The organism is Defluviitalea phaphyphila, from assembly GCF_001466305.1.
Taxonomy (GTDB): domain Bacteria; phylum Bacillota; class Clostridia; order Lachnospirales; family Defluviitaleaceae; genus Defluviitalea_A; species Defluviitalea_A phaphyphila.
Map to the genome: position 1 here is coordinate 1 of NZ_JWID01000074.1, position 597 is coordinate 597.

The 597-nt window shown below is 26.1% G+C and carries 1 protein-coding gene; it reads right to left on the bottom strand.

Features of this window, described 5'->3' with window-relative positions; genetic code table 11:
• Positions 1 to 188 precede the first annotated feature (188 nt).
• Entirely contained in the window at positions 189 to 491 is a 303-nt protein-coding gene (locus OM90_RS12230; RefSeq protein WP_058487119.1) for a WXG100 family type VII secretion target, read from the bottom strand.
• Positions 492 to 597: the final 106 nt, after the last annotated feature.

A 597-nucleotide genomic window follows, 5' to 3' on the forward strand; every position in this document is an offset into this window, starting at 1 on the left:
TTAGACTTTCTGTTTCTTTTGCATATAGTATATTTTGGGTATATAATATTATTGTTAATATGAGTACAATAAATATATTTACTTTTTTTTTCATTTTTTACCTCCAATTATTATTAAATATTTGATAAATTTAACTTCTTAAAAAGCATAGTAGTTTAAACTACTATGCTTTTATTATGTAGTACATATTACATACCATTTACTTGATTTGCTAAAGATTGGTCTGCTTCTGCTATTCTATCTGCTATAGCAAGCATTGCATCTGATAAATTAATTAAGTTTTCTTCTAGTTTTTGCTTTATAGTTGTTTTTATTTTCATAAATTGTTCTACATATGCTTGACTAGCTTTACCTTCCCATACTTGGTCTAAAGTTCTCATTTTTCTTTCTAGTTCATTTAAAAATTCATCTATCTCTGCTGTTCTTGTCTTTATTCTATTTGCGCGGTCTTTTATTTCCGCTGGGTCCATTTGTATTTCGTTATATGCCATCTGTATTCCTCCCTTCTTATATATAAATGTCAAGTTAAAAATGTAACTTTTTGATCATTTAAGAATGTAGTTTTTTACTCATTATCCTGTTGAAAATGATCTTTTA